Here is a 25,273-nt window from a genome sequence, read left to right as displayed (position 1 = left end):
GCTTGAACAGCGTCGGCCTCTGCGGCAGGCTCTACACGATCAAACGACCCAGACCGGGAGAAAGGAAAACATGGCACTCATCAGCATGCGCCAGATGCTCGACCACGCCGCCGAGTTCGGCTACGGCGTGCCGGCCTTCAACGTCAACAACCTCGAGCAGATGCGCGCCATCATGGAAGCGGCCGACAAGACCGACTCCCCGGTGATCGTCCAGGCTTCCGCCGGTGCACGCAAATATGCCGGTGCGCCGTTCCTGCGTCATCTGATCCTGGCGGCGATCGAAGAATTCCCGCACATTCCGGTGTGCATGCATCAGGACCATGGCACCAGCCCCGACATCTGCCAGCGTTCGATTCAGCTGGGCTTTTCCTCGGTAATGATGGACGGCTCGCTGAAAGAAGATGGCAAGACCCCCGCCGATTACGAGTACAACGTGCGCGTAACCCAGCAGACAGTAGCCTTCGCTCACGCCTGTGGCGTTTCCGTCGAAGGTGAGCTGGGGTGCCTGGGTAGCCTGGAAACCGGCATGGCCGGTGAAGAAGATGGAGTAGGTGCCGAAGGCGTACTCGATCACAGCCAGCTGCTGACCGATCCGGAAGAGGCGGCCGACTTCGTCGCCAAGACCAAGGTCGATGCCCTGGCGATCGCCATCGGCACCAGCCACGGCGCCTACAAGTTCACCAAGCCGCCAACCGGGGACGTGTTGGCCATAGACCGCATCAAGGCGATCCATGCGCGCATACCCGAAACTCACCTGGTCATGCACGGCTCTTCCTCCGTGCCGCAGGACTGGCTGAAGATCATCAACGAGTACGGCGGCGAGATCGGCGAGACCTACGGTGTGCCGGTCGAGGAAATCGTTGAAGGTATCAAGTACGGCGTGCGCAAGGTCAACATCGACACCGACCTGCGTCTGGCGTCCACCGGTGCGATTCGCGAATTCCTGGCCAAGCATCCCAGCGAGTTCGATCCGCGCAAGTACCTGGCGAAGACTGTCGTTGCCATGCGCGATGTATGCATCGCCCGCTACGAAGCCTTCGGCACTGCTGGTCATGCCTCCAAGATCAAGCCGATCTCTCTGGAAGGTATGTTCCAGCGTTACGCCAACGGCGAGCTGGACCCGAAGATCAACTGATCTACGTCCAGACGTGAAAAAGCCCGCGCTGTGCGGGCTTTTTCGTTTCTGTGTCGAGGCTTGGGTCAGGTGGCGAGCAACTGCTGAATCTGGCTGCGCAGTGTATCCAGGGCGAAGGGCTTGGACAGCACGGGGGCCGAGCGGGCGATTGGGCTGCCTGATTCAAATATCTCGATAGGGTAGCCGCTGATGAAGATCACCTTGAGATTTGGGCGCAGCTTGAGCGCCGGCTCGGCAATCATCACGCCCGATACATTACCCGGCAGACGGAAGTCGGTCACCAGCAGGTCGAGGTGCGGCTTGGTCGCCAGGATTTCGAAGGCTTTGGGCGCACTGTCCGCTTCCAGCACCTGATAGCCCTCGCTGGCCAGGTAGTCCGAAAGCAGGCTGAGGATATGCGGCTCATCTTCAACGAGCAGAACGATTTTTTGCAGTGCGTGGTTCATGATCGGTCTCGATGTTGCGTTACGTGCTGCGTGCCGAGCCCGTCGTTGCGACGGAGCCAGACAGGGTTTCGACAGGTTACGCGCTGCAAGTTTCAGTCCTGCAGTCGGACGGTCGTCGTTTTCGCCCCGTCACTGTGCGCTGCCGCACATCTGGCCGCTATCCTCGCTGCTTTGATGGCAGTGCTCAATGTCGACCTTTGGTGAGGCTGCACGCTGGCTGTCAGGGTTGGGCCCGCGGTAGGCTGGCCACTCGGCTTTTGCAGGAGGACATCATGAGCGATCCGGACAGCGCGGCCCAGGGCACCCTCGACTACTACCGACAGAATGCGCAAGCCTTTCGCGAGGGGACCCGTGACCATGACGTCAGCCAGAACATTGATGCCCTTCTGCGTCACATAGAGGCAGAGGCGCCGCTGCGTATTTTGGATCTCGGCTGCGGGCCGGGGCGCGATCTCAAGGCGTTGACGGCGCGCGGGCATATAGCGGTTGGCCTGGATGGCGCCGACGCTTTTGTCGAAATGGCCCGCGCCGAGAGTGGCTGTGAAGTCTGGCAGCAGGATCTGTTGCACTTGAATCTGCCGGCTGAAGCCTTTGACGGCATCTTCGCCAATGCGGTTCTGTTTCATGTGCCGAGCGCGAGGTTGCCCAGCGTACTCTCGCAGCTGCGCGACACTTTGAAATCCGGTGGGGTGCTGTTCTGTTCCAACCCGCGAGGCCAGAACGATGAAGGCTGGAGCGGCGATCGCTATGGGGTGTGGTATGACTGGCCGACTTGGCGAAAACAGCTATTGGCAGCCGGTTTTAGTGAACTGGAACACTACTACCGCCCCTCGGGCCTGCCGCGAGTGCAACAAAGCTGGCTGGCAAGTGTCTGGAGGAAGAGGTAGTTCGGACCGCAGAATGCAACCCACCCCCCACCCTGTATTGCGTTTTGCACGGCTTAAGCCTTAGAGGGTTTTTGCTAACTCATTGTTTTATATAGAAAAATATATATGCTCTAGGTTGGCATGATCACTGCTCCGTTAAGTTCGCTGGAACTTAATTGGAGTACAGAACAATGACCGCTGCACAACAATACCTTACTGCCGCTTTCCCTGAGTTCGAAGTGCTCACCGAGCCCCGCCCGGATGGCGGACTGCTGCTTACCCTGCGCAACGACGACCGGACCCTGGTCAAGCGTGCGCTGTCGAAAGGGCAGACTCAGACCAGAATTCAGCTCGAGTGGGTGGTCAGCTCGGTCCGCCGAGATCTGGCGCTGGAGGCTGGGATGTCGCCTTCCATCGCTCACCTGCAAAGCCAGAGCCGTACCGCACTGCCCACATACGAGTACGCCTGAGCTATTAACTGCGGCCTGCGCCGCAGCTGTTTTTGAACCGAGCTGTGCGCTCGGTTCCTTTTACCGTGAAGCTGATGAGGATTGCCGCATGAACGCCATCGACCTGTTGATTGAGGATCATGAGCGCGTGAAGGACCTGCTGACGCGTTTGACCGATTCCACCGAGCGTGCCGTGAAAACACGCACCGAGCTGCTGGCCAAGCTAGAGATGGAAGTCACTATCCATACCCAGTTGGAAGAGCAGATTCTCTACCCTGCCTACAAGGAAGCCGGCGGCAAGGAAGAGCTGAAGATGTTTTATGAGGCCACCGAGGAGCACCGCACGGTAGATGCGTTGGTGCTGCCGGATCTAAAGGCCACTGACCCAGGTAGCTTTCAGTTCTCTGGGCGCGCCAAGGTGTGCAAGGAGCTTCTAGAGCACCATATCGAGGAAGAAGAGTCGGAGATGTTCCCTCAGGCGAGGGAGCTGTTCGACGCCAAGCGCCTCGAAGAAATGGGCGCGCAGATGAGTGAGCTTCGTGCCCAGCTCAAGAAGGAGCTGACCGCCAAGCAGGCGGCCTGATAGCTCCATTCTTACCGGGGCCCCCAGCCCCGGTTGCTTTCGACCCAAGGTTACCGCCGTACCCTCGGCTTTGCTGACCTGTATCAATGATGCTCTCACCCGCCGCTGCGAACCTTGATGGCCTTATGGCATCAATTGACGCCGTCTCTGCACTGAATCCCTGACTGGTCCGAAGGCCGTGCCGCGGTGGTATCAGTAGGACGCGCTCATTGCATAGAGGGCGGGCATGGAAGACGAGCTGAGAGCACTGTTGCAACGAGTCGGGCTGGGCCTCGACCAGGTTCTTACGCGAAAACGATTCTTGCAGTGGCAGGCGAGTGATGCACTGCGTCTGAATCGCGCTGCACTAGAGGAGTTGGAGCCCGCTCACCGCCACTTCATCGACAAACTCTACAAGCATCTCGCTGACTTTGGGCAACCCTCGGCGATGCGCAGTGATGGTGCCGGCCTGTCGCGCCTGAAAGAGCGGCAGAAGGAATACTATCGCCGGCTATGGAGCGGTCCGTACGAGCGAGACTACGTGCTTGATCGTCTGCTGGTAGGGCTCGTGCACCAACGCGTCGGTGTGGATCTTGAGTGGTATCTGGGTGCCTATCGTCTGTATCTGTCGGAAATGCTGCGCAGCCTGCTCGGCGATGGCGAACAGCAGGCGCTCTATGACAGCCTGTTGAAGATCGTCTTCTTCGACATGATTCTGGCCATCGACACCTACAGCGCTGCACAGCGCCAAGCACTGGAAGACAGTGAAGCACGCTTGAGTCGCGCGTTGCGGGGTTCCGAAGATGGTATCTGGGAATGGGACGTGGAACATGACCAGCTCCATCTGTCCGAGCGCTGGACAGCCATGCTGATGATGCCCGCCCAGCCCGAATACTGCAGTCGCAGCTGGTTCGAGCGGGTTTACCCGGATGATTTGCCTGGCCTGCGCGAAGCCATTGCCGCTCACCTGAACGGGCACACGCCGTCATTGGTGCACGAATATCGGGTGCGCACCGGCTGCGGAGACTATCTATGGGTGCTGGTGCGTGGCGTGGCAGATCGTTGCGAGCAGGGCAGGCTGCGCATGGCCGGCTCGCAGACGGATATCAGTGCGCGCAAGGCGGCCGAGGAGTGCCTGCGTTACGCAGCACGTCACGACGCGTTGACTGGTTTAGCCAATCGTCTGCATCTGGAAGAGCTGCTCAAAGAGGTCCAGCAGCGCCCCAGTGCGCGAGCCGCTGCGCTGCTCTTCGTCGATTTGGATCGTTTCAAGCTGATCAATGACAGCCTGGGCCACAGTGCCGGTGATCAGGTGCTGGTTGAGGTGGCGCAGCGCTTATTGCGCTGCCTGCGACCTGGCGATCATCTGGCGCGCTTCGGTGGCGACGAATTCGTCGCCCTGCTCGGGGATCTAGCCTGCGAAGCAGACGCCGAGCGGGTGGCACAGCGGATGCTGGTTGCGCTGCGCGAGCCGCTGCAACTCGGCGAACGTACGCTGTCGGTCAGTGCCAGCATCGGGATAGCCCCTTTGCAGCGTGGCGGCCAGGCACTGGACGCGTTGCAGGCCGCGGATCTCGCACTGTACCGGGCGAAAAGCGCGGGCAAGGATCAGTTCGCCCTGTTCTGCGATAGCCTGCATTCCAAGGCTGCGCGGCAATTGGAGCTCGAGAGCGCCCTGGCTCAGGCACTTATACGTCGGGAGTTCAGCCTGCACTATCAGCCCATCTGCAGGGTTGTGCATGGACGGGCCTATCTGGTGGGCGTCGAGGCGCTGTTGCGCTGGTCGTTCAACGACAAACCGGTGGCGCCGAACGAGTTCATACCGGTACTGGAGGAGTCTCGCGAGATCGTTCGGGTCGGCGAATGGGTGCTGCGTGAGGCTTGCTCTCAGGTCAGGCGTTGGCAGCAGGCGGGGCAAGTGCATCTCTATTGCGCCGTGAACCTGTCGATACGTCAGTTGCAGCAGCCTGGCTTCGTCGACCTGGTGGCGCGTGTTCTTCGCGAAACGGGCTTGCCACCGCAAAGCCTGCTGCTTGAGATCACTGAAACCCTGCTGATGCAGGACAGCGAGATGCTACTGAGCAGCCTGCACGAAATCGCTGCGCTAGGCGTTCGCCTGGCGCTGGATGACTTCGGCACCGGCTATTGCTCCCTTGGCTACTTGAAGCGCTATCCATTGCATGTGCTCAAGGTCGATCGCAGCTTCATCGCCGCAGCACCGGACGACGCAGACTCGGTGGCGATCAGCCGAGCGATCATCGGTTTGGGCCAGAGCCTTGGACTGGCAGTTGTGGCGGAAGGCGTGGAGCGACCCGCTCAGGTGGCCTTTCTGGCCGCTGAGGGGTGTCAGATGGTTCAGGGATATTGGTTCAGCCCGCCGCAACCGGCTGCGCAATTGCAGCAGTTGTTCGACAGGCAGGACCGCGTCGATGGCCTCTGGGCACTGCTCGCCGCGACGCTGCCAGCAGCTTCGTCCAATGCTGCGACACCACGACTTTCGCGCTGATTGCCCCAGGCAGGCTCACCTCGAGTTGGGTCGGTGGGGCACTCTTGCGGCTATAGAGGGTCAACCTTCTGTGAATCTGATGATTCAAGAATTCGCTGGCGATTCGCCGGCTCACTCTGAAGGAGGTTAACCATGCGTCTTACCTATCTGCTGCCCCCCGTACTCGGACTTCTGCTGGTCGGTTGCGGCCCTGATGAGGATCGCGAGCGCGAGCCGACGCCGCCTCCGGTAACCACCGAGCAGCCTGCCGCACCTTCTACTGACACCACCACCCCGCCAGCAGGCACAGGTACTGGCACTGCGCCGAGCACCGGCACTGGCACTGGCACCTCCGGTGGCATGGCGACTCCGCCAGCCGATAACGGTAGCGGGCTGGGTACCGAGTCGGGCTCCGGCACTGCACCTAGCACCGGTACCGGAACTGGCACTGGTACTTCGCAGTAAGCGAGGCACCATCACCTGATCCGAGCACCCCGCGTTTGGCGCGGGGTGCTTTCAACAGGAGAGACCGATGAAGTGGACACTTGTGATGGTCAGCCTGCTGACCGCGATGGCTCTGGCTGGATGCTCGCCGGATGAAGAAGAGTCGGCGCTGGACAACAACACGCGTAATCAGCAGGAATTTCAGAATACTGCGACCGATCCAGCTGGCCCGCGGCAGATTTCACCGCCGTCGAACATGGCCAACGAGTAACTCACCTCTCAGCGTTGCGTCGGCTAGACGAACTGTCCAGCCGCGTAGGCTGACGCCCACGCCCACTGAAAATTGAAACCGCCAAGGTGACCGGTGACATCGAGCACCTCCCCAACGAAGTAGAGCCCCGGCGATTTCTGCGATTCCATGGTCTTGGACGACACTTCCCTGGTGTCGATGCCGCCTAGCGTTACCTCCGCCGTGCGATAACCCTCGGTGCCGGCCGGCACCAGCTGCCAGTCTCCGAGCTTCTCTGCGACCGCCTCGAGTTCGCTGGGTGAGTATTGCTTGAGTGGTTTGGAGACGAACCAGTGCTCGCAAAGCAATCCGGCCATCTTGCGCGTGAAGACCTCACCCAGAAGCGTCTTGAGCTCCGTATTCGGGCGCTCCTGCCGCTGCGTCATGAGCCATTCACTGAGATCCAGATGCGGGAGCAGGTTGATATGCACAACGGCACCAGGTTGCCAGTAGGATGAAATCTGCAGGATGGCCGGCCCGGACAGCCCTCGATGGGTGAAAAGGATGTTCTCGCGAAAGCTCTGACCGTCGCAGCTAACCAGACAGTCCTCCACCGATGTGCCGGATAGCTCGGTGCAGATGGTTTTGAGCTGCGGTTCAGTGATGGTGAATGGCACCAGCCCAGCCCTTGTCGGCAATACGTTGTGGCCGAATTGCCTAGCGATCTGATAGCCAAAGCCGCTGGCGCCTAGGGTTGGAATCGACAAGCCGCCGGTGGCGATCACCAATGACTGGCAGTGCACGGAGCCGATGCCCGATTGCAGCAGATAACCCTCGTCATCTTTCTTGATCGACTCGACGGCGGTATCGAGCCGCAGATCAACGCCCGCCTGTGCGCATTCATCCAGCAGCATCTCGAGGATGTCGCTGGCCTTGTTGTCGCAGAACAGCTGGCCAAGCTTTTTCTCGTGATAGGGCACGCCGTGGCGGCTGACCATCTCAATGAAATCCCACTGCGTGTAGCGTGCCAGGGCGGACTTGCAGAAGTGCGAGTTGCTGGAGAGGAAGTTCGCCGGCTCGGTGTACAGGTTGGTGAAGTTGCAGCGCCCGCCACCCGACATGAGGATCTTCTTGCCGGCCTTGTTGGCGTGATCGAGCAGCAATACCTGGCGGCCTCGTGCCGCTGCCGTAAAGGCGCACATCAGCCCGGCAGCACCTGCGCCGATTACCACCACATCAGTCTGCACCACCGCATACCTCGTCCAGAAAACGCGCGATGGTACTCCTGCTTCTGCCTCGGCGCAGCCTGGCATCCGACGAGACGCGGGCGCCAATCCACTCGCTTTGTGCTTTGATGGCGCTTCGCCATAAATAGCGAGATAAAGGTGACGGGCAAAAGACGTTTTCTCGGGTTGATATTGCTGCTGGCAAGCGCGTCGTTGCCCGCAGAAGTGTTACGCATGGCCGGGAACATCTGGCCGCCCTATACCGATAGCAGCCTGCCGAACGATGGTTTGTCCGTCGATCTCATTCGCACGGCACTCGGCCGGGGCGGTTATCGGGTGGAATATACCGAGGTGCCCTGGGAACGTGCCCTGCTGGGTCTTAACAGCGGCGCCTTCGACATGGTCAACGGCTGGGATACCGAGAAGCGGGTCGACTACACGCGTAGCTCACGCCCGTTTCTGATCAACCGAATGCGCTGGGTGCAACGGCGCGGCACCGACTTTCGTTATGACGGACTCGATACTTTACTTGGCTATCCGATCGCGCTGAGTCGTGGCTACATGTACAGCGACGAGCTGGACAATGACTCCCGCCTGCAAAAAGGCTACGCCTCCAATTTCGTGCAGGCAGCCAAGATGCTGATCGTCGGAAGAGTCGATCTGACGCTGGAAGACGAGCGCACTGCGCGGTTCCACCTTGAGCGCGAGCTAGGGCATGAGAGGGATGCGCTCTCGTTCGTGCCAGGTGAGTTCAGGCGAGTCGGGTTGTCGCTCATGGTTCGTAACGACCATCCTCGTGTGGCCGATATCATCGCTACCTTCAACACGGAAATCGCCGCGATGGTCGAGGATGGCAGTTATGCGGCGATCTTCCTCCGCCACGGCATGCCCGCACCCGAATCGCTGCCCTAGTTCGGCGGCTGCCGTTTGACCAAGTGCGCCGCCATGCTGCGTAGCGGCGCCAGCTGACGACAAATGAGGCCCAGCTGCGTCTGCAGCAGGCGATGGCTGTCATCGACGTCTTCGGAGGTCTGTTCCAGCTGTTGCGCCAGTAGCTCTTCCTTCTCGTCGTAAACCGCCACCGGCTCGTTGCGCTGCAGGCTGTTGGCCAGTTCGTCGAGGCTGCTCGCCAGATGCTGTGCGGCGCTTTCCAGCATCTCGTCACGGGCGTCATCGGGCAGGCTTTCTCGGTGGGCGCCAAGCCCTGACAGATAATTCAGCAGGGTGTGAGAAAGGATCAGGAAGCGAAAGCCGGTTTCGGCGTCCTTCCGAAAGTGTCCGGGCTCCAGCAGCATATTCGACAGCGTGGTGGACAGCGCCGCATCGGCGTTGTGCGCGTTGCGCCGGGCCAGTCGATAGGCCAAGTCGTCGCGTTTGCCGCTGTCGTACTGACGCATGATCTGGCGCAGGTAGTCGCTGTTGCAGCTGAGGGTATTGGCGACCACCTGGTTGAGGCGCCGGCCCTGCCAGTCCGGCAGGATGAGGAATACCGCGGCTGCGGCGATCAGGCTGCCGAGCAGGGTATCGAACAGTCGCGGCAGGATCAGCCCGTAGCCATCACCAACCTGATTGAAGCAGAACAGCACCATCAGAGTGATCGCCGCGGTGGCCAGCGTGTAGCGGGTGCTTCGGGTGGCGAAGAACACCACACCGGCGATGACGGCAAAAAGCGCCTGCACCGGCTGGCTGGGGAACAGGTCGAACAGCGCCCAGCCAGCGATAAGCCCCAGCAAGGTACCGCTTATACGCTGCACCAGCTTGATCCGCGTGGCGCCGTAGTTGGGCTGGCAAACGAAGACGGTGGTCAGCAGTACCCAGTAGCCTTGCTCGGGATGGATGGCATGCAGCACGGCGTAGCCGCAGACCAGAGCGATGGTCATGCGCAGGGCGTGGCGGAACAGTAGCGAGGTGGGCGTCAGCTGCTGGCGAACACGATTGAACGCATCGCGCAGCGTCTGCGGTTGTCGGTCGAGCAGGCTACTGTCCTGTTCGCCTTCCAATGTGCCGGGGTCGCTGGCGCTGGCGAGCTGGCGCTGTAGGGTGGAGAGGTTGCCCGACAGCGCGCGTAGCGAACGCAGCAGGCCGCGCCAGGCCGGATTGTTCTGCTCGCGCAGGTGCTCCAGGGAGGCCTGCAGGTCTTCGAGCGCCTGCGCATTGGCGTCACTGTAGCGAAACGCCTGACGCATCTGCATGGCTTCACCAAGCTCGGTACACGCGCTGGCCTGTAGGCGCAGCAGGCGCTGACAGCGAAACAGCACGTCGCTATGGAAGAAGGCTTCGGCCAGTGCCTGATAGGGATAGTGTGAGGAGCTGACCCGCTCATGCAGGTCTTGAGCGAGAAAGTAGAGTTTCAAATAGTGATTGATCTTGCCGCCAGCGCGGCCGTTGCCCAGGCGGTGCAACAGGGTTTCCTTGGCCGCGTTCAGCGCGCTGACCACCCGCCCGTTCTGCTGCGCGAGCTCAAGCCGGCGCTGCTCCACATCGAGCTGACGCACGGGCTCGAACAGCGCTGCCTTGAACCGGAAGTACAGGCCCAGTTCGCGATACAGGCCCGCCAGACTCTGCTGCACCGGCTGATGAGCGAACAGCGCGTTCCAGCACACCGAAAGCAAACCGTACCAGGCAGCGCCGGCGATCAGCAGTAACGGATCACGCCAGAAATGCTGCAATTCGCCGGAGCGCTGGTCGGCGGCGATCATGCTGTAGATCGCGAGGATCAATGTCGCCTGCGCAATCGCGCCGTAACGCTCACCGAGTGCGCCGAGCATGACCAGCGCGAAAGTGGATAGCGCCAGGCCGGCTACGAATAGCCAGGGGTAGGGAAACATCAACTCGACCGCGACCGCGGCGATGCTGAAGCACAGCAGCGTTACCAGCAGGGCGTTCAGGCGGCCGAGCCAGCTGTCATCGGTTTCTGCCAGCGCGCTGGCGATGATGCCGAGAAACAGCGGAATGATCAGTTCCGGTTGGCCGAGGTGCCAGCTCAGGCCCATGCTGCCAGCCATGGCAATCAGAACGCGCAGGCTGTAGCCGAACTTCTCCAGCGCCCATAGGCGACGTAAAAACTGGCTGAGCGAGGGTTGCGGCATGAATCGATCCGTTGGGGGTAGGCTGGGTTTGACGACGCCACCGCTAACGCTGTCACGGCCGGCCCGTGCATTCAATCAGCGACCAGCCACCTGCGCCCGCGATCAACAGGTGCAGGCGTTGGGGCTTGTCAGAGCAGGCGTACCTTCAGCGAGCGGCCTTTGATCTTACCTTCATTCATGCGCTTGAGCGCTTGCTTGGCTACCCCGCGCTCGACCGCCACGAATGCCTGGAAATCGAAGATGGCGATCTTGCCGACCTGAGTCCCGGGAATTCCAGCATCGCCAGTCAGTGCGCCGAGAATATCGCCCGGCCGTAGCTTGTCCTTGCGCCCCGCGCCGATGCACAGCGTCACCATTGGCGGTTGCAAGGGCTCGCCTGCTTGGGCTTTCAGGCTGTCCAGCGGATGCCAATTGAGTGGGGCCTTCTGCAGCTTCTCGATGGCCTGTGCGCGATGGGCTTCGGCCGGTGCGACCAGACTCACGGCAAGGCCCTGGTTGCCAGCTCGACCGGTGCGGCCTACACGATGCACATGTATTTCCGAGTCGCGCGCCAGTTCGACGTTGATCACCATGTCCAGTGCATCGATATCCAGGCCGCGGGCCGCGACGTCGGTCGCCACCAGTACCGAGAGACTGCGGTTGGCGAACATGGCCAATACCTGGTCGCGATCACGCTGCTCCAGGTCGCCGTTGAGCGCCATGGCGGAAATGCCTTTGGCGCTCAGGTGATCGACCAGCTCCTGGCATTGCTGCTTGGTGAAGCAGAAAGCCACGCAGCTTTCCGGGCGAAAGCTGGCCAGTAGGCGCACGACCGCTTCCATGCGTTGCTCGGGGTCGATTTCGTAGAAGCGCTGCTCGATCTGCGTATCGTCGTGCAGGGCCTCGGCGCGTACCTGTTGCGGATCGCGCATGAAGCTCGCCGACAGCTGTTTGATACCGCTCGGATAGGTTGCCGAAAACAGCAGGGTCTGCCGCTTGGCGGGCGTATGGCCGATGATTTCGGCGATGGCGTCGTAGAAGCCCATGTCGAGCATGCGGTCTGCTTCATCGAGCACCAGGGTGTTCAGACCGTCGAGTTTCAGCGTGCCTTTCTTCAGGTGCTCCTGCACCCGCCCCGGTGTACCGACGATGACGTGCGCGCCATGCTCCAGCGAGGCGATCTGCGGGCCAATGGACACACCGCCGCAGAGGGTGAGGATCTTGATGTTGTCCGCCGCCCGTGCCAGTCGGCGCAGCTCTTTGGCTACCTGATCGGCCAACTCCCGGGTCGGGCATAGAACCAGCGCCTGGCAGCCGAAGTAGCGGGGATTGAGGGGCTCCAGCAGAGCAATGCCGAAGGCAGCGGTCTTGCCACTACCGGTCTTGGCCTGGGCGATCAGATCCTGTCCCTTGAGCATGACCGGCAGGCTCTGAGCCTGGATCGGCGTCATCGCGGTGTAGCCGAGGGCGTCGAGGTTGGCGAGCATGGCGGCGGAAAGGGGCAGTGATGAAAAGACGGTACTGGGCACGGAAAGAGTCTTCGACTGGGGGGGCGGCCTGCAGTCTATCAGGCCGTCGCCCTAAGCGCCGGTCGCAACCGCTGGTGTGGCCAACCGCCGGCATGGCGAAATGTTTTGAAAGGCCCGTGTATGGAACCCAGACGGGGGAGCTTGATCGAAAATTGTCCATGTTCCGCACTCTGGAGGTTTGTTTTGTCTCGCGTTCTTTTCCTTGCTGGGTTGTTGGCGCTGCCTGCGTTTGCCGCCGAGCCCACCCTTTACGGACGTTACGAACACATCAAAGTCGAACAGATCGGCAAAACCCTACCGGCCAAGATGGATACCGGTGCCATGACAGCATCGCTGTCCGCGCGTGACATCGAGCAATTCGAGCGCGATGGCGAAGACTGGGTCCGTTTCCGTCTGGCCGTCGAGGGCGCGGATGACACCCTTTATGAGCAGCGCTTGCTCGGCATCAGCCGCATCAAAACGCGAGCTGAAGAGACCGGCAATGTCGACCCGAACAGCGAACCGCCGCGGGCAGAGCGCCCGGTGGTAGGTATGCAGCTGTGCATCGGCGATCAGCTACGCGACGTCGAGGTCAATCTCACGGACCGCACCCACTTCAGCTATCCCTTACTGATTGGTGCCGAGACCATTCGTGACCTGAACGCTGCGATCTATCCGACCGAGAAGTACACGGCCGGTCAGCCAACCTGCTGACTGCAATCGCCATTGGCACGCGTCACCCGCCAGGCCGCGCCGGCCTGGCTTAGGCCCTCGAAAGGCAGCGCTGTTCCGCGCTCCCGCATAGTTCCCAACAGCGCGTGATCGTTCGCCTCGGTCCGACAAACCGAGCGGGCTGCCTTTACCTCTGGCGTTGATAACGCGGTGCAACACAGTTTCTTTCCATCCAGCAGGCCCAGCTGATGCGTGTCGGATGAACGTGCTCTGGCCTCACGAAAAATACGCCTCATATAACCAGACCTAAAAAGGTGGCGGGCCGTTTCGTTTGCAATCAAAAGGCAATATAAGGAAGTTAGTTTAAGTTTGTTGTTTATATATGAGTCGTTTTTGTTTGTTGCATTGTTTTGTATGTCTAGTTGTCTTTTAAATATTGCCGATGCTCTTTAGTGGGCTTTTTTAATTGAAAACTAGTCGAGATTAGTTTGTGACCGGCCGGTATTGATAGTGCTCATGGAGGACGCTCGGACCAAGCTACCGACCGCCGCGTCAGCTCGCCGCACCGTTCGACGCCAAAAGCGTCTGCCACGAAGGTTACGGCGAGTGGCTCGCACGATGGCCTATGGCTACGTCGAGGCGCATTTTTAGGGCCTCTCCAGCATGTGGATTGGTCTTCGCGTGTTGTTTGTCAGACTAAAGTCGGGGCTTTCATTCATTAACCCACCCCTGTTAAATTCAGGATGTGGGTTCCCTTCACACGTAATAAAAATAAGGCGGAGAACGTCAATGGCCGACAACGATAAAGAAAATGCTGCTGCGTACTGGAAGGCGAATGTTCGCCTTATCACTTGGAGCTTAGTGGTCTGGGCTCTCGTCTCATATGGCTTCGGTATCCTCCTGCGCCCGCTGGTAGCCGGTATCCCGGTTGGAGGAACAGATCTGGGCTTCTGGTTCGCTCAACAGGGTTCCATCATCACGTTCATTGCGATCATCTTCCACTACGCGTGGCGGTTGAACAAATTGGACAAGGAATTCGGGGTTGAGGAGTAACCACAATGAGCCAATATTGGATCAACATGATGTTCGTGGGCGCGTCTTTCCTGCTTTATATAGGGATCGCGATCTGGGCCCGCGCTGGGTCGACTAAGGAATTCTATGTCGCCGGTGGCGGCGTTCACCCCGTAACCAATGGTATGGCAACAGCAGCAGACTGGATGTCTGCGGCTTCCTTCATCTCCATGGCGGGTCTGATCGCCTCCGGTGGTTATGCTACGTCCGTTTACCTGATGGGCTGGACTGGCGGCTATGTGCTGCTGGCGATGCTGCTTGCACCCTACCTGCGCAAATTCGGCAAGTTCACCGTGCCGGACTTCATTGGTGACCGCTTCTATAGCCGTGGCGCTCGCCTGACTGCAGTTGTCTGCCTCATCCTCATCTCCGTTACCTACGTAATCGGTCAGATGGCGGGTGCTGGTGTGGCGTTCTCTCGCTTCCTGGAAGTGAGCAACGACGTTGGTATCTGGCTCGCTGCTGCCATCGTGTTTGCCTATGCGGTATTCGGCGGCATGAAGGGCATCACCTACACCCAGGTGGCGCAGTACGTGGTTCTGATCATCGCGTACACCATTCCGGCGGTGTTCATCGCCATGCAGCTGACTGGCAACCCGATCCCGATGTTCGGCATGTTCGGCACCCATACCGAGTCTGGTATGCCGCTGCTGGACAAGTTGGATACCGTCGTTCAGGACCTGGGCTTTGCCGCCTACACCGCTGACGTCGACAACAAGCTGAACATGTTCCTGTTCACTCTGTCGCTGATGATCGGTACTGCTGGTCTGCCGCACGTAATCATTCGCTTCTTCACCGTACCGAAAGTAGCTGATGCCCGTTGGTCCGCTGGCTGGACCCTCGTGTTCATCGCCCTGCTGTACCTTACCGCTCCAGCTGTTGCCTCCATGGCACGTCTGAACCTGATTGAAACCATCTATCCGGAAGGTCCGCAGGCTGAGGCGATCCTCTATGAAGAGCGTCCGGACTGGATTCAGACCTGGGAAACCACTGGCCTGATCAAGTGGGAAGACAAGAACGGCGATGGTCGTGTGCAGATGTACAACGATACCAATGCCGGCTTTGCTCCTACTGCACAAGAGCGTGGCTGGAACGGCAACGAGCTGACTGTTAACAACGACATCATCGTGTTGGCCAACCCAGAGATCGCGAATCTGCCTGGTTGGGTCATCGGTCTGATCGCCGCGGGTGCTATCGCTGCTGCGCTCTCGACTGCTGCGGGTCTGCTGTTGGCAATCTCCTCTGCAATCAGTCATGACTTGATCAAGACGATCATCAATCCGAAGATCAGTGAGAAGAACGAGATGTTGGCGGCTCGTCTCTCCATGACAGCGGCGATCCTGCTGGCAACCTGGTTGGGCCTCAACCCTCCCGGCTTCGCCGCGCAGGTAGTAGCACTGGCGTTTGGTCTCGCGGCAGCGAGCCTGTTCCCAGCGCTGATGATGGGGATCTTCTCCAAGCGCGTGAACAGCAAGGGCGCCGTTGCGGGGATGCTGGTTGGTGTGGTGAGCACCGCCGTATACATCTTCCTGTACCTGGGCTGGTTCTTCATCCCTGGCACTGCAAGCATTCCGAACACGCCTGATCAGTGGTGGATGGGCATTTCCCCGCAGGCCTTCGGTGCAGTGGGTGCGATGCTGAACTTCGCAGTGGCTTACGCCGTATCCCTCGCCACTGAGGCTCCGCCGCAGGAGATTCAGGATCTGGTAGAAAGCGTTCGTACCCCGAAAGGTGCTGGCGCTGCGCTTGATCACTAACTGATAATGCAACCAGACGTCAGACCTGCTCTGGCACGAGGTTGAAGTAGAAGTCGGGCTTCCATTTGGAAGCCCGATTTTTTTGAGGGGGATATATATGTTCTGGCATCTGATCGCGGCAGCCGTCGCTGGTGTGGCGGGCGCGGGTATTGGGTTGCTGCTGCGCTCCCTGACGCGTAAGCGGCTGCCGAAGTGGATCATTCCAGTGTTCGCCGGTCTGGGTATGCTGGCTTACACGATCCATTACGAATACACCTGGTTTGAGACCACGCAATTGCGCCTTCCGGAAGGGTCCGTGGTTGTTTCAAGTGAAGAGGGTGAAATGTTGTGGCGGCCTTGGACCATGGCATTTCCGATGCCGTTGGCCTATGTCGTGCTGGATGGCGCAAGTGCGCAGATCCAAGATACGGACAGGGGGCGGATTGGCCGTTTCGTTCTGTATCGCTTCGAAAAGCACCACCTGATGTCCACTGTGAAGAGCAGTCCTCATCAGATGCTCTGCACAGAGAACGTGATGTTCAGATTGAATGAAGCTGGTCAGGCCAAGATCGAGACGGCGACCGAGCTGGCGGAAGATTCACCGCTGTACCAGGCCATATGTGGGGCCGGCCGATAATGGCCGTCTAGCGCCCCAAGCGGATTCCGCGCATTGGTATCAGCCGATGCGCGCCGTTATGGTGACGCTCATTTGGCTTGTATACGGCAGTTATTTACGGGCATCGGATCAATCGGCTCCGCAATGGAAGCCTGACATCCGGTATCAACCGGCTCACGATACCGATCGACTAGTCCTTACACCTTTAGGCGCAGCTTGAAAGGCTGCCGCAAGAGTGCGCCTTTCAGATCGAGTTGAACGCGGCTTTGCGTGCGCGTTGCCAGCATCTGAGCCGCTGAGCCAGTTCGTCGGTGGTGGTGAGGCCCATGCGTTGGGCGCGGTTCAGCAGGATCAGGGCGATCTCTGCGGTGGCCATCGCATCGGCAGATGCGTTATGGCGTTGCGGTATGTGGATGTTGAAGTAGTCGAGCCAATGGTCCAGACCGCCACGATGAATCATTGCCTCGGGAAACAGCATCGGAGCCAGGTCGGCTACGTCGAGGAAGGTGTGCTCCAGTGCGTAACCCAGTTCGTTCTTCAGCGCTCGGGCCAACATGCGCTGATCGAAGGGTGCGTGAAACGCCAGAATGACGCTGTCGGACGCGAACTCCATGAAGCTGAGCAGCGCCTCCGCCGGAGGTAATCCGGTCGCCAACTCGCTTGGCGCAATGCCATGGATCAGCACGCTCTCGGTGACCTTGACCTGGCGACAAAGCGTGCACTCGAACTGCTTGGAATAGCTGATGGCACCGTCTTCGATGGTGACCGCGCCGATGGCAATGACCAGGTCGCGCTTGAGGTGCAGGCCAGTAGTTTCCAGATCCAGAACTACCATGCGTTGCTGGCGAAGCGGGATGGCCTGCGGCAGGCAGGGTTTGGGCAGCTCGGCGATACGCTGTTGCTGCTCGGGGGGCAGCTTCGGTCCGCGAGGGTTGAACCAGAACATGCTCATAATTGATAGCGCACCGCGAGACTGGCCTGCAAACGCTGCGCTTGGCGGAAGGATTCGCGCAGGATGCGACGGTCGAGAACGTTGAGCGTATCCGGATCCAGGCGGTTGGAATAGGGCAGTCCATCGCGTGCCTGCTGCTGATGATGCTGCATGCGGGTCTGCTGGATGAAATGATAGGCCTCTTCGTAGGCTGCGCCGTCCTTCTCCTCGATTACGCCTTTCTCCACCAGCTTGCGCAGGCGCTCAAGGGTATTGCAGGTGCCGATGCCGTTGCTCAGCGCCAGCAGGCGAGCGCCATCGACGAAGGGGGTAAGGCCCTGCACCTTCAGATCCAGCGTGTCCTTGCCTTCGCCTTTGCGTGCCACTACGAAGTCGCGGAAACGACCCACCGGTGGGCGGTGACGCAGCGCGTTGTCGGCCATCATGCGTTGGAACAGGCTGTTATCGTTGATCTCCTCGATCAGATCACGGCGCAGCTGCTCGCATCCCTCCGACGGTCCCCAGATGCTGCGCAGATCAAAATAGATGGTGCTGCCGAGCAGATTCTCCGGCGTCGCCTCGCGGATGAACGAGCTGAAGCGGCGGCTCCACTCCTGGCGCGACAGGCACAGCTGCGGGTTGCTGGCCATGATGTTGCCCTTGCACAGGGTGAAGCCGCAGGTATCGAGGTCGCGATTGATGCGCTCGGCCAGGGGCAGCAAGCGGCCGCGGATATGGGCGGCGTCGGCGGCGTCGGTGGCCTCGAAGAGAATGCCATTGTCCTGATCGGTGTGAAGCGTCTGCTCCTGGCGGCCTTCGCTGCCGAAGCACAGCCAGGTGAACGGAATGCCTGGGTCGCCCATACGCTCGATCGCCAGTTCGATCACCCGGCATACGGTGTGATCGTTGAGCAGGGTGACGATGCGCGTGATCTGGGTCGATGAGGCGCCGTGGGCGAGCATGTTGTCGACCAGCTGGGTGATGCGGCTGCGGATGACCACCAGCGCATCGACCCGGTCGGCATGGCGAATGGTCTGTGCTAGATGCACCAGGTCCACGCGCTGCAGAGAAAACAGATCACGCTCTGAAATCACGCCCTGCAGCAGGCCGTTTTCCACCACGCAGACGTGGGCTATATGCCGTTCGGTCATGGCGATGGCGGCGTCGAAGGCAGTGGCATCCGGCGGCAGGTAGAAGGGGTCGTGGGTCATGAACTGCGATATTGGCTGGCTCAGGTCGGTAGTGCCTGTGCCAATGGCGCGCCGAAGATCGCGCAGCGTGAAGATGCCTTGCGGATGCAGAGCCTCGTCGACGATCACGATGCTGCCGACGTTCTCGTCCTGCATCATCGCCACGGCCTCGTTGAGCGGCCGGCTGGGCAGGCAGGACACGGGGTGATGCAGCGCCAACTCGCCGATGCTGGTTTCCAGAGAGTACTGCTCGCCGAGACTCTCTACGGCACGCATCTGGGCCTGCTGGTTGACCAGGTCGAGCAGGCTGCTGACGCCGCGAATGGCGAAGTCGCGAAACACGGCCGAGGTGGAGACCAGTTTGACGAACGCGGGCTTGTTCAGCAGGAAGCAAAAGGTGTCATCCGCAGCGAGGTGCGCTGTCCGGGTAGCTCGCTCACCCATGAGAGCGGCCATCGGAAAGCATTCGCCGACGATGACTTCGAACGTGGTGTCGGTACCGCGTTTCGCGGTATGCGGGCGCTGACCATGCACGCGGCCCTGCTTGACGATGTAGAAGTGCTGCACGACCCCGTCATCGGGTGAAATGATGCAGTCGCCTTCGGCATAGAAGCGCAGCTCACAGTTCTCCACCAGATACGCGAGGTGGGCCGGCTCCATCTGGTTGAACGGGGCGTACTTGCGCAGGAATTCCATGGTGCCATGGATGTTCTGCAGTACTGCCGTCTTCCCAGCCTGGGAGAAGGCGTCGGGTGTGCTCATGGTCGGCTTCCATTTTTTGTTAATGGTGGGCTGCAGGTCGTTCGGACCCAATTGGACGTAAGTCTAGTCACCTCAAGGGGCGGGGGAGCTGATCAAGGTCAGCCTCATGTTTCGCGCTGTTGCGGGGAATTTGAGACATGAAAAAGCCGGCCACTGGGGCCGGCTCCTTTGTTTCGTCATTTCGCTTAGGGCAGGGTGAAAAGCACCTTGACCGAACCGTTTACCGCCGAGCTGTCGACGTAACCGACGGCATCGGCTTCGGCGGCGACCTTGGCCACCACTGCGGCGTCGTCAGCGACGCTGGGCAGCGGCTGACCCTTACCGGTGAAGATCAGCCCGGACCAATAAGACTTGAGCTGCGACTCGTTCTTGTTGGTGACGCCTGCATAGAAGGCTTCCTTGGTAGGATTCCAGCCGGCCTGATCGACGCCTTTCATGGACTTGTCCTTGCCCAGGAAAATGTTGGCAACTTCGGATTGCGATGGCGCCTTGGCTGCGCCGGGATTGCCGATCACGGCAACCTCGGCCTGAGCCAGGGAAACCATGCTGATCAGCGCGGTGCCGCAAAGGATGCGAATGGATGCTCTCATCGGGACGCTCCTCAGAATACGAAATCAACGCCGACGGAAACGATGTCGCCGTCGTAGTTGCGGGCGGGAGCAATGCCTACGGCATTTTCGAACACTTCCTGCGCATTGCGGGTGAAGACGCCGTCATAACCGTTCTTGGTGTCGACGCGCTTGTACTCGCCCTTTACCACTACGGTCGGCGCTGCCTGATAGTTCAGGCCCAGGGTCCAGGAGCTCTGACGGCCACCGTTGTCGTCCAGCTGTGCGTAGGTCAGGTGCGGCAGGAAATCACCGAAACGACGGCCGCCCATCAGGTAGAACGAGTCGATGGATTCCATGTCATCGTTCTCGATCATGCGCGAGGTCCACTCATTGCTGCTGACCCAGGTGCCGTTGTCGTACTGGTAGCCGATCGAGGTGAACTTGCCTTTCTCCTTGTTCAGTTCCAGCAGGCTCAGTGGCAGCATTACGCCGCCGCCGACGTCCACCGTACCGCTGATATCCGTCTTGATATCCGCCTCGACATAGCCGATGCGCAGCATGCCGAAATCGTTGGTGGCCAGGCTGATGCTGGCGCCGAAGAGGTTGCCGTAGTCGATATCGAACTGCTCGTCGTATGCGTAGTAGTCACGGTTCTTCGCCTGACCGCCAGCGACCTGGAAAGTCACCGAACCGTACGACAGCGGCACGGTGTAGACCGCATCGACGCCTTCGTAGTTGGTGACCTGCACCTGGCTGTAAACCTCGTCAGGCAGACGCAGCCACGGATAGCTGTAGCCGACGTCGAGGCTTTCGGAATACATGTACACCGGGCTGCGCAGGCGGCCGGCACGGAGCATCAGCTGGTCGGTGGCCTGCAGCGACAGGTATGCCCACTCGAGGTTGGCTTTCCACTCGTCCTGCTGCGCTTTGGCGGTCGCCTGGACGGTCACGCCGACGGTGTCGGTGATGCCGTAGCTCAGTTGAGCGCCGAACTTGGACAGCTGATCACCGCGCCAGGAGTCGGTGGTTTGGCCCTGACCGCCGTAGCTGCGACCTTCATCTTCGCCGCCCAGGTGGGTGAAACCGACGGTACCAAAACCGTTGAAGCGATGTTCACCCTGTTCCAGGGCGAAGGCAGGGGTGGCGGCCAGGCAGACAGCTGCCAGACCGGCGACACGAAATGCAGTCATTTGATGCTCCAAAGAATCGTTAAACACGGAATTGGCCCGTGGCCGCGCGCAGGTGGTCTCCGGTACTCACCAGTTGCTCGCCAAGGCGGGCGGTGGCTTCGGCGCCGTTAGCGGTTGCTTGTGCGTCCTGCTGCAACACTTGAGTTTCTTGTTGGATTGAACTCGACAGGCCGATCTGCTCTTGCGTGAACTGAGCGATGCCGGCGTTGAGTTCGTCGATCTGGTTGACCGTGCGTGCAATGGCTTCCAGCAGCTGCGTAGCCTCGATGGAACGTTCGATGCTGGCGCGGGATTTCTCGCCGTTGCTGGTCATTACGTTGAGTACGGTGTTGGCGCTGTTCTGCAGGCGCTGGATGATCTGCTGAATCTCGGCGGTGGAGGCGGCGGTCTTCTGCGCCAGGTTGCGCACCTCATCGGCGACGACCGCGAAGCCGCGGCCTTGCTCGCCAGCGCGGGCGGCTTCGATGGCGGCGTTGAGTGCCAACAGATTGGTCTGCTCGGCGATGCTGCGGATCACGGTCAGTACCGAACCGACTTCTTGGGTTTCTTCCTCGAGCTGTTCCATGGCCTTGACCGCGCCCATCACGCTGTCACCCAGGTCACTGATGCCGGTCGACAGGCTGCCGACATGCTCACGTGCGGTGGCGGCCTGGCGCGCTGCGGAGTTGGCCTCGTCGGAAGCCTGCTGCGAGCGCTGCGCCACTTCCTGAATGCTGCCGGTCATGGTGAGGATGTCGCGGGTGATCGAGTCGGTGTGGTGCTGTTGCGACTTGGCGTTTTCTTCCGAGCCCTGGGTCAGGTTGTAGAGTTCTTTCGATACCTGGCCGAGCGGGCTCGCCGCGTCGATGATCTGGCGAATGGTGCGTTGAAGTTTGTCGAGGAAACCGTTGAACAGCTCGATCATCGCGCCGATTTCGTCGTTGGATTGGACGTTTACGCGTTGCGTCAGATCACCATCGCCGCGAGCGATTGACTGCAATGAAGTGATCACGCCGCGGATGTTGACCATCACACTGCGAATCACCAGCCAGGCGCCAAGGCTGACCAGCACGACCAGCACCAGACTGAGGATAATGCCCAACCGCGTGGTGTCGGCGTTGGCTTCGCGGGTCTCTACCAGGGTCTGCTGGAAATCCTCGTAAGCCTGCGCACGGAAGTCGCTGCCAAGCTTCTGCGCCTGCGCCAGGTCACTAGCCATGCGATCCAGGCTCGGTCGCAGGTCATCAAACGAGGCGCTGCCATCGATCAGCTTTGCAGAGGCGCTGAGGGCATTGTCGGCGTAGCCCTTCACCGCATTGCGCCAGCTATCGAGCGCCTGTCGGCGTTGAGGTTGGCCACTGAGAAGCGTCGCCAGCGCCTGCTGTTGCGCATCTATCTCGCTCAGCACGTCGCGCGCTTCGCCGAGAATGCCCGCTTCGCCCGCCGCAACAGCGTTGTTCAGCAGCCCTGGAATGCGTGAAAACTGAAAGATCACCGCATCGGCCTTTTCCAGTGTCGGGTAGCTCTGGCTTTCAAGCATTTGCAGCCGAGAATCGGTCGCCGACAGCTGCAGCGAGGTATAGCCGACATAGACGATCAGCCCGAGCAGTGCGACGGCGGGCACCAACGAAAGCTTGGCGGTCAACGAGAGATTCTTGAACATGCAGCGACTTCACGGCGGGCGGCGAATACTACGGGATGACACATGGTGGCGACATGCCATCTATCGGAAAACAGTGTGACTCGATTTGTTATCACGGTCACGGTATCGGTTGTCGCATGCCGAACTTGAGCGCCGTTGAGCGGATTCGGACGATAAAAAAACCGCCCCGTAGGGCGGTTCGTTTGCAGCCAGGCTGAGCGTTACAGGTCGTTCTTGGCCTTGAACTCGCGGCGACGACGGTGCAGGACCGGCTCGGTGTAGCCGTTGGGCTGCTTGGTGCCTTCGAGGACCAGCTCCAGGGCGGCCTGGAAGGCCACGCTGTTGTCGAACTCCGGCGCCATCGGGCGGTACAGCGGGTCACCTTCGTTCTGACGGTCAACCACCGGCGCCATGCGCTTGAGGCTTGCGAGCACCTGATCCTTGGTAACGACGCCATGACGCATCCAGTTGGCTACGTGCTGGCTGGAGATACGCAGGGTAGCGCGGTCTTCCATCAGTGCGATGTCGTTGATGTCCGGCACCTTGGAGCAACCGACGCCCTGTTCGACCCAGCGGACCATGTAGCCGAGGATGCCCTGCGAGTTGTTGTCCAGCTCGTTCTGTTTCTCTTCCTCGCTCCAGTTGGTGTCTTGCGCCAGCGGGATGGTGAGGATGTCGTCGATGGAAGCTTTTTCGCGCTTGGCCAGTTCGACCTGACGCGCCTGCACGTCGATCTTGTGGTAGTGCATGGCGTGCAGGGTGGCTGCGGTTGGCGACGGTACCCACGCGGTGTTGGCACCGGCCATGGGGTGGCCGACCTTCTGCTCGAGCATCGCGGCCATCAGGTCAGGCATGGCCCACATGCCCTTGCCGATCTGCGCCTTGCCCTGCAGACCGCACGCCAGACCCACGTCGACGTTGTTGTTCTCGTAGGCGCCGATCCACTTCTCGGCCTTCATGGCCGCCTTGCGCACCATCGGGCCGGCTTCCATGGAGGTGTGGATTTCGTCACCGGTGCGGTCGAGGAAGCCGGTGTTGATGAACACCACGCGCTCGCGCGCTTCCTTGATGCAGGCCTTGAGGTTGATCGTGGTACGACGCTCCTCGTCCATGATGCCGACCTTGAGGGTGTTGCGCGGCAGACCGAGGACGTCCTCGACGCGGCCGAACAGCTCGGTGGCGAAGGCCACTTCTTCCGGGCCGTGCATCTTCGGCTTGACGATGTACATCGAGCCGGTGCGAGTGTTCTTGCGGCTGGTGTTGCCGTTGAGGTTGTGCACCGCGATCAGGCTGGTGAACAGGCCGTCCATGATGCCTTCCGGCACCTCGTTGCCTTCCTTGTCGAGGATGGCATCGTTGGTCATCAGGTGACCGACGTTACGGATGAACAGCAGGGAGCGGCCATGCAGGGTCAGCTCGCCGTTGCCGTCGGCCTTGGTGTAGACGCGGTCCGGGTTCATCGCGCGGGTGATGCGCTTGCCGCCCTTTTCCAGCTCCTCAACCAGGTCGCCCTTCATCAGGCCGAGCCAGTTGCGATAGACGATGGTCTTGTCGTCGGCGTCGACGGCGGCGATGGAGTCTTCGCAGTCCATGATGGTGGTCAGCGCCGATTCCATCAGGATGTCCTTCACGCCGGCCGCGTCGGTCTGGCCGATCGGGCTGGCCGGGTCGATCTGGATCTCGAAGTGAATGCCGTTGTTCTTCAGCAGCACAGCGATCGGTGCGCTGGCTTCGCCCTGGAAGCCTTGCAGCTGGGCCGGGTTCTTCAGGCCGGTGGTGCTGCCGTCTTTGAGCGAAACGACCAGCTTGCCGCCTTCGATGCGGTAGCCGGTGGAGTCGATGTGGGAGCCGGTTTCCAGCGGTGCGGCTTCATTGAGGAAGTTGCGCGCGTAGGCGATGACCTTGTTGCCGCGGATCTCGTTGTAGCCCGGGCCCTTGGTGGCGCCGTCTTCTTCGGAGATCGCGTCGGTGCCGTAGAGCGCGTCGTACAGCGAGCCCCAGCGGGCGTTGGCGGCGTTCAGGGCGAAGCGCGCGTTCATGATCGGCACCACCAGCTGCGGGCCGGCCATGCGGGCGATTTCTTCGTCAACGTTCTCGGTGGTGGCCTTGAAGTCTTCGGCCTCCGGCAGCAGGTAGCCGATTTCCTGCAGGAAACTCTTGTACGCCACGGCGTCGTGGGTCTGACCGGCGCGGGCCTGGTGCCAGGCATCGATCTGCGCCTGCAGCTCGTCGCGCTTGGCCAGCAGCGCGCGGTTCTTCGGCGCCAGGTCGTGGATGACGCTGTCGGCGCCGGCCCAGAAGGCAGCGGCATCGACGCCGGTACCGGGAATCGCTTCGTTGTTCACGAAGTCGTACAGGACTTTGGCGACCTGCAGGCCACCGACTTGAACGCGCTCAGTCATTACTCGCCTCACTTGGTTCTTCTAATTCGACGGACAGTCTCGTTTCTTGTAGTCCGAGTCGCCGGATACTACATGAAGCGCCGGGGAAAATCAGTCCGCCGAAAGAGCCGGTC

22 protein-coding genes are annotated in these 25,273 nt (G+C 60.5%); 12 read left to right on the top strand and 10 right to left on the bottom strand.

Annotated features, from left to right (window positions below; translation table 11 throughout):
- Positions 1 to 70 precede the first annotated feature (70 nt).
- Positions 71 to 1,135 (top strand): class II fructose-bisphosphate aldolase, encoded by a 1,065-nt coding sequence (gene fba, locus AAEZ08_RS04430; RefSeq protein WP_003282685.1) that lies wholly within the window; start codon positions 71 to 73, stop codon positions 1,133 to 1,135.
- A 65-nt stretch (positions 1,136 to 1,200) separates the two neighbouring features.
- Here fba and AAEZ08_RS04425 read toward each other — a convergent pair whose 3' ends face one another.
- On the bottom strand, positions 1,201 to 1,581 hold the full coding sequence (locus AAEZ08_RS04425) for a response regulator (protein ID WP_003282684.1): 381 nt from the start codon (positions 1,579 to 1,581) through the stop codon (positions 1,201 to 1,203).
- Between the two features lie 272 nt (positions 1,582 to 1,853).
- On the opposite strand from AAEZ08_RS04425, the gene AAEZ08_RS04420 reads away from it, so the two are divergent.
- The 6 genes from AAEZ08_RS04420 (at position 1,854) to AAEZ08_RS04395 (ending at position 6,658) form a co-directional block, all read left to right on the top strand.
- A complete protein-coding gene (locus AAEZ08_RS04420) occupies positions 1,854 to 2,468 on the top strand; it encodes a class I SAM-dependent methyltransferase (RefSeq protein WP_003282683.1) in 615 nt (204 codons plus the stop codon).
- A 170-nt stretch (positions 2,469 to 2,638) separates the two neighbouring features.
- Positions 2,639 to 2,917 carry a DUF3509 domain-containing protein gene (locus AAEZ08_RS04415; RefSeq protein WP_003282682.1) on the top strand — a complete coding sequence of 93 codons (279 nt, stop codon included), beginning with the start codon at positions 2,639 to 2,641 and terminating at the stop codon, positions 2,915 to 2,917.
- An 88-nt stretch (positions 2,918 to 3,005) separates the two neighbouring features.
- The gene (locus AAEZ08_RS04410; protein WP_003282681.1) at positions 3,006 to 3,479 is read left to right on the top strand and encodes a PA2171 family ribosome-binding persister protein; all 474 of its coding nucleotides are present in this window, start codon (positions 3,006 to 3,008) and stop codon (positions 3,477 to 3,479) included.
- A gap of 226 nt (positions 3,480 to 3,705) precedes the next feature.
- Entirely contained in the window at positions 3,706 to 5,964 is a 2,259-nt protein-coding gene (locus tag AAEZ08_RS04405; protein WP_500123793.1) for an EAL domain-containing protein, read from the top strand.
- A gap of 132 nt (positions 5,965 to 6,096) precedes the next feature.
- Positions 6,097 to 6,408 carry a hypothetical protein gene (locus tag AAEZ08_RS04400; RefSeq protein ID WP_181065973.1) on the top strand — a complete coding sequence of 104 codons (312 nt, stop codon included), beginning with the start codon at positions 6,097 to 6,099 and terminating at the stop codon, positions 6,406 to 6,408.
- A gap of 67 nt (positions 6,409 to 6,475) precedes the next feature.
- A complete protein-coding gene (locus tag AAEZ08_RS04395; RefSeq protein WP_003282678.1) occupies positions 6,476 to 6,658 on the top strand; it encodes a hypothetical protein in 183 nt (60 codons plus the stop codon).
- 23 nt (positions 6,659 to 6,681) lie between these two features.
- On the opposite strand, the gene AAEZ08_RS04390 is transcribed toward AAEZ08_RS04395, so the two are convergent.
- Positions 6,682 to 7,866, bottom strand: a complete 1,185-nt coding sequence (locus AAEZ08_RS04390; protein ID WP_003282677.1) for a BaiN/RdsA family NAD(P)/FAD-dependent oxidoreductase — start codon at positions 7,864 to 7,866, stop codon at positions 6,682 to 6,684.
- A 210-nt stretch (positions 7,867 to 8,076) separates the two neighbouring features.
- Between AAEZ08_RS04390 and AAEZ08_RS04385 the strand changes: the two genes are divergently transcribed.
- Positions 8,077 to 8,754, top strand: a complete 678-nt coding sequence (locus AAEZ08_RS04385) for a substrate-binding periplasmic protein (protein WP_427702286.1) — start codon at positions 8,077 to 8,079, stop codon at positions 8,752 to 8,754.
- On the opposite strand, the gene yccS is transcribed toward AAEZ08_RS04385, so the two are convergent.
- Positions 8,751 to 10,931 carry a YccS family putative transporter gene (gene yccS, locus AAEZ08_RS04380; protein ID WP_500123792.1) on the bottom strand — a complete coding sequence of 727 codons (2,181 nt, stop codon included), beginning with the start codon at positions 10,929 to 10,931 and terminating at the stop codon, positions 8,751 to 8,753. The two genes, AAEZ08_RS04385 and yccS, sit on opposite strands and share 4 nt — an antisense overlap.
- A 128-nt stretch (positions 10,932 to 11,059) precedes the next feature.
- Positions 11,060 to 12,439, bottom strand: a complete 1,380-nt coding sequence (gene dbpA, locus AAEZ08_RS04375) for an ATP-dependent RNA helicase DbpA (RefSeq protein WP_003282674.1) — start codon at positions 12,437 to 12,439, stop codon at positions 11,060 to 11,062.
- A gap of 183 nt (positions 12,440 to 12,622) precedes the next feature.
- Here dbpA and rloA2 point away from each other — a divergent pair, with 183 nt between their 5' ends.
- The 4 genes from rloA2 to AAEZ08_RS04355 all read left to right on the top strand — a co-directional run bounded on the left by rloA2 (position 12,623) and on the right by AAEZ08_RS04355 (position 16,534).
- Positions 12,623 to 13,132 (top strand): retropepsin-like aspartic peptidase RloA2, encoded by a 510-nt coding sequence (rloA2, locus tag AAEZ08_RS04370; protein ID WP_003282673.1) that lies wholly within the window; start codon positions 12,623 to 12,625, stop codon positions 13,130 to 13,132.
- A 747-nt stretch (positions 13,133 to 13,879) separates the two neighbouring features.
- Positions 13,880 to 14,143, top strand: coding sequence for a DUF4212 domain-containing protein (locus AAEZ08_RS04365; RefSeq protein ID WP_003282672.1), 264 nt, complete (start codon positions 13,880 to 13,882; stop codon positions 14,141 to 14,143).
- A 5-nt stretch (positions 14,144 to 14,148) separates the two neighbouring features.
- Complete coding sequence (locus AAEZ08_RS04360) at positions 14,149 to 15,918, top strand: sodium:solute symporter family protein (protein WP_181065969.1); 1,770 nt, start codon at positions 14,149 to 14,151, stop codon at positions 15,916 to 15,918.
- Positions 15,919 to 16,015: 97 nt separating this feature from the next.
- Positions 16,016 to 16,534 carry a hypothetical protein gene (locus AAEZ08_RS04355; RefSeq protein WP_003282670.1) on the top strand — a complete coding sequence of 173 codons (519 nt, stop codon included), beginning with the start codon at positions 16,016 to 16,018 and terminating at the stop codon, positions 16,532 to 16,534.
- A gap of 223 nt (positions 16,535 to 16,757) precedes the next feature.
- Here AAEZ08_RS04355 and AAEZ08_RS04350 read toward each other — a convergent pair whose 3' ends face one another.
- The 6 genes from AAEZ08_RS04350 to AAEZ08_RS04325 all read right to left on the bottom strand — a co-directional run bounded on the left by AAEZ08_RS04350 (position 16,758) and on the right by AAEZ08_RS04325 (position 25,160).
- Positions 16,758 to 17,465 carry a 3'-5' exonuclease gene (locus AAEZ08_RS04350; RefSeq protein ID WP_003282669.1) on the bottom strand — a complete coding sequence of 236 codons (708 nt, stop codon included), beginning with the start codon at positions 17,463 to 17,465 and terminating at the stop codon, positions 16,758 to 16,760.
- A complete protein-coding gene (locus AAEZ08_RS04345) occupies positions 17,462 to 19,396 on the bottom strand; it encodes a putative nucleotidyltransferase substrate binding domain-containing protein (protein ID WP_003282668.1) in 1,935 nt (644 codons plus the stop codon). Before AAEZ08_RS04345 ends, AAEZ08_RS04350 begins: the two co-directional genes overlap by 4 nt.
- Positions 19,397 to 19,581: 185 nt before the next feature.
- Positions 19,582 to 19,986, bottom strand: coding sequence for a hypothetical protein (locus tag AAEZ08_RS04340; protein WP_003282667.1), 405 nt, complete (start codon positions 19,984 to 19,986; stop codon positions 19,582 to 19,584).
- An 11-nt stretch (positions 19,987 to 19,997) separates the two neighbouring features.
- Complete coding sequence (locus tag AAEZ08_RS04335; protein WP_003282666.1) at positions 19,998 to 21,137, bottom strand: porin family protein; 1,140 nt, start codon at positions 21,135 to 21,137, stop codon at positions 19,998 to 20,000.
- A 19-nt stretch (positions 21,138 to 21,156) separates the two neighbouring features.
- The gene (locus tag AAEZ08_RS04330) at positions 21,157 to 22,779 is read right to left on the bottom strand and encodes a methyl-accepting chemotaxis protein (protein WP_500123791.1); all 1,623 of its coding nucleotides are present in this window, start codon (positions 22,777 to 22,779) and stop codon (positions 21,157 to 21,159) included.
- A gap of 200 nt (positions 22,780 to 22,979) precedes the next feature.
- Complete coding sequence (locus AAEZ08_RS04325) at positions 22,980 to 25,160, bottom strand: malate synthase G (protein ID WP_500123790.1); 2,181 nt, start codon at positions 25,158 to 25,160, stop codon at positions 22,980 to 22,982.
- Positions 25,161 to 25,273: the final 113 nt, after the last annotated feature.

The organism is Pseudomonas sp. E45-MNA-CIBAN-0222, from assembly GCF_040310405.1.
In the GTDB taxonomy this organism is placed as follows: Bacteria; Pseudomonadota; Gammaproteobacteria; order Pseudomonadales; family Pseudomonadaceae; genus Stutzerimonas; species Stutzerimonas stutzeri_AC.
Note: the sequence above shows the minus strand (reverse complement) of the source record. Positions and strands in the feature narration are given on the sequence as shown.

Coding starts and splice junctions, on each gene's coding strand:
- fba (WP_003282685.1), top strand. CDS start 71: ATGGCACTCATCAGCATGCGCCAGATGCTCGACCACGCCGCCGAGTTC.
- AAEZ08_RS04425 (WP_003282684.1), bottom strand. CDS start 1,581: ATGAACCACGCACTGCAAAAAATCGTTCTGCTCGTTGAAGATGAGCCG.
- AAEZ08_RS04420 (WP_003282683.1), top strand. CDS start 1,854: ATGAGCGATCCGGACAGCGCGGCCCAGGGCACCCTCGACTACTACCGA.
- AAEZ08_RS04415 (WP_003282682.1), top strand. CDS start 2,639: ATGACCGCTGCACAACAATACCTTACTGCCGCTTTCCCTGAGTTCGAA.
- AAEZ08_RS04410 (WP_003282681.1), top strand. CDS start 3,006: ATGAACGCCATCGACCTGTTGATTGAGGATCATGAGCGCGTGAAGGAC.
- AAEZ08_RS04405 (WP_500123793.1), top strand. CDS start 3,706: ATGGAAGACGAGCTGAGAGCACTGTTGCAACGAGTCGGGCTGGGCCTC.
- AAEZ08_RS04400 (WP_181065973.1), top strand. CDS start 6,097: ATGCGTCTTACCTATCTGCTGCCCCCCGTACTCGGACTTCTGCTGGTC.
- AAEZ08_RS04395 (WP_003282678.1), top strand. CDS start 6,476: ATGAAGTGGACACTTGTGATGGTCAGCCTGCTGACCGCGATGGCTCTG.
- AAEZ08_RS04385 (WP_427702286.1), top strand. CDS start 8,077: ATGGCCGGGAACATCTGGCCGCCCTATACCGATAGCAGCCTGCCGAAC.
- yccS (WP_500123792.1), bottom strand. CDS start 10,931: ATGCCGCAACCCTCGCTCAGCCAGTTTTTACGTCGCCTATGGGCGCTG.
- AAEZ08_RS04365 (WP_003282672.1), top strand. CDS start 13,880: ATGGCCGACAACGATAAAGAAAATGCTGCTGCGTACTGGAAGGCGAAT.
- AAEZ08_RS04360 (WP_181065969.1), top strand. CDS start 14,149: ATGAGCCAATATTGGATCAACATGATGTTCGTGGGCGCGTCTTTCCTG.
- AAEZ08_RS04355 (WP_003282670.1), top strand. CDS start 16,016: ATGTTCTGGCATCTGATCGCGGCAGCCGTCGCTGGTGTGGCGGGCGCG.
- AAEZ08_RS04350 (WP_003282669.1), bottom strand. CDS start 17,465: ATGAGCATGTTCTGGTTCAACCCTCGCGGACCGAAGCTGCCCCCCGAG.
- AAEZ08_RS04345 (WP_003282668.1), bottom strand. CDS start 19,396: ATGAGCACACCCGACGCCTTCTCCCAGGCTGGGAAGACGGCAGTACTG.
- AAEZ08_RS04340 (WP_003282667.1), bottom strand. CDS start 19,986: ATGAGAGCATCCATTCGCATCCTTTGCGGCACCGCGCTGATCAGCATG.
- AAEZ08_RS04335 (WP_003282666.1), bottom strand. CDS start 21,137: ATGACTGCATTTCGTGTCGCCGGTCTGGCAGCTGTCTGCCTGGCCGCC.
- AAEZ08_RS04330 (WP_500123791.1), bottom strand. CDS start 22,779: ATGTTCAAGAATCTCTCGTTGACCGCCAAGCTTTCGTTGGTGCCCGCC.
- AAEZ08_RS04325 (WP_500123790.1), bottom strand. CDS start 25,160: ATGACTGAGCGCGTTCAAGTCGGTGGCCTGCAGGTCGCCAAAGTCCTG.